2 protein-coding genes are annotated in these 2665 nt (G+C 44.5%); one reads left to right on the forward strand and one right to left on the reverse strand.

Annotated features, from left to right (window positions below; all coding sequences use genetic code 11):
• A partial coding sequence (locus ACYTXL_RS30495; RefSeq protein ID WP_461927887.1) for an NAD(P)/FAD-dependent oxidoreductase occupies nucleotides 1-1602 on the forward strand: 1602 nt, incomplete at its 5' end.
• A gap of 96 nt (nucleotides 1603-1698) precedes the next feature.
• Here the strand turns inward: ACYTXL_RS30495 and ACYTXL_RS30500 are convergent.
• A complete protein-coding gene (locus ACYTXL_RS30500) occupies nucleotides 1699-2178 on the reverse strand; it encodes a protein tyrosine phosphatase family protein (RefSeq protein WP_292798756.1) in 480 nt (159 codons plus the stop codon).
• Nucleotides 2179-2665: the final 487 nt, after the last annotated feature.

A 2665-nucleotide genomic window follows, 5' to 3' on the forward strand; every position in this document is an offset into this window, starting at 1 on the left:
CTCCCGCTTGATCATCCTGAAGATGAGATCAAGAGTGCCATCCTCAAAAAGCTGCAAATTATAGACGAAGAATTGATCAGCTATTCCATCTTCAAGCGTAGCTACGATGCCCGCAAGAAAGGAGATATCAGCCTTGTCTATATTCTGGATGTCGAAACGACTCACGAAACTCATCTACTCAAGCGCCTGAAAAAAGATCCCCATCTCATTGCTACCCCAGACATGAGTTATCGCCCAGTGGCACAAGCTAGCAGCAATTTGCCGATTCGCCCCATCATCATTGGTACAGGGCCTTGCGGCTTGTTTGCGGGTTTGATGCTCGCGCAGATGGGCTTCCGTCCAATCATTTTAGAACGTGGCAAAAAAGTCCGCGATCGCACCGTTGATACTTTTGGCTTTTGGAAGAAAAAATCAGACTTCAATCCAGAATCCAATGCCCAGTTTGGCGAAGGCGGGGCGGGTACATTCTCTGATGGCAAACTCTACAGTCAGGTCAAAGATCCTCAGCATTATGGACGCAAGGTGTTAACCGAACTCGTCAATGCGGGAGCCTCACCAGAGATTCTCTACATTAATAAACCGCATATCGGCACCTTCAAACTGGTCGGAATCGTCCAAAGTATCCGTGGCCAAATCGAATCCCTCGGCGGCGAAATTCGCTTTGAAAGTCGGGTGGAAGATATCAACATCGAAAATAGACAGGTGCAGGGAGTCACCCTCGCCAGTGGGGAATATATCGCCAGCGATCATGTGATTCTTGCGGTCGGTCATAGCGCCCGCGATACCTTCCAAATGCTATTTGAACGCGGGGTTTACATTGAGGCTAAACCTTTTTCCATCGGCTTTCGGGTGGAACATCCCCAGTCGCTGATTGATCAATGTCGTTTCGGCAATCAGGCGGGTCATAAGCTTTTAGGTGCTGCCGATTATAAACTGGTTCACCATTGCCAAAATGGTCGTTCTGTGTATAGTTTCTGTATGTGTCCGGGGGGCTTGGTGGTTGCAGCCGCATCAGAGCCGGGGCGACTTGTCACCAATGGGATGAGTCAATACTCTCGCAATGAGCGCAATGCTAATAGTGCGATCGTTGTCGGCATTACACCCGAAGATTATCCGGGAAATGCCTTAGCGGGAATTGACTTGCAACGGCACTTAGAAGAACAGGCTTTTGAGTTGGGCGGTGCAACTTATGAAGCTCCAGCGCAATTGGTGGGTGACTTTCTCAAGCATCGGCCCTCTACAGCCTTAGGCACTGTTAAGCCGTCTTATACACCTGGGGTACACTTGATTGATTTGAGCCAGAGTTTACCAGATTATGCGATCGCTGCCATCCGTGAAGCACTTCCGGCTTTTGACAAGCAAATTAAAGGATTTGCGATGGATGATGCTGTGTTGACTGGGGTGGAAACCCGCACGTCATCACCGATTCGGATTAAACGTCAAGAGGATTATCAGAGTTTGAATACAATCGGTCTTTATCCGGCTGGTGAAGGAGCGGGATATGCAGGGGGAATTCTCTCGGCTGGTATCGATGGTATTAAGGTGGCGGAGGCGGTGGCTTTAAGTATTTTGAGGAATTGCACATCGTCAAATCTGAAATAGTGAAACATCTTAGGACTTACACAAAACTACACCCACTCTGGGGCAATTCATGTAGCTTTAACTGACCGCATACCTAAAAATCATTGTTTTCAGCTTTCAGCGATTATGTACAGCTACTTTGGCGTGTTTGTTAACGTAGTCCACAAACAATTGCTTCAACCGGGGACTAACGCCAACGTGTTCAAAGAATCCAAAACCCAGATTCCTCGCTCTTGCTAAGGTTTCCTCTGGTGTTAATCCTTCCTGGATAGCGATACTCAACAGCGCAATTCCAGTTGATCGCATCCCGGCTGCACAATGCACAACTGCTGGTTTCGGGATTTGTTCTAGTATCGTGAGGATTTTGGTAATCAGGTCTTCATTCAAATTTTTTAAATCTACCTTCATTGGAACATTTGTATAATACAGCCCCAATGCTTGTGCTACTTTTTCCTCATCCTGAGAAAATCCTAATTCATCAGGCGATCGCAGATTTAGAACGGACTTAAAACCTTCTTGGATAGCTTGCTCAAGCTGTTTTGGTATGACTTGTCCTGTGGTTGTCAAATTTTCGTTAATCTGTATGGCGTTGATCACATTCACTCCTTTTAACTATCTCATGTCTTCCAACTTGCTAAATACTCTCAGGGAGCAAGCTTTGAGAATATATTCAACTAAACACCGCAAAATTAGCTAAATATCAAACGATATTGCTTGATTACTTCAAAATTTTTCTTTTGAAGTTGGTTATTTTATTGCTTGCTCCGCAATACACACTTTGTCGATTGACTTACCGTAGTTTAGAACTTATTCTACGTTTTGTCGATAGATTTACAGGTGTTTTTATTTTGGGAGTTATCTTATTGAGCAGATTGGATCAATATTTTCGCTAAATAGTATAACTAGATACATTATAATTTTGCCTAAGCTATCTTACGGGTATTTTCAGGTAAATAGACCACGCGGTAGGGGCACAGAAAAAGCTCATACGTCTCATATCTTGCACCTCACCGTATAATCCCAGAAAAAGTAAAAAGATGTGCGATAAAGCTACCTAATTTTTATTGGCTTTTATCGATAAATC

Source organism: Nostoc sp., from assembly GCF_054880495.1.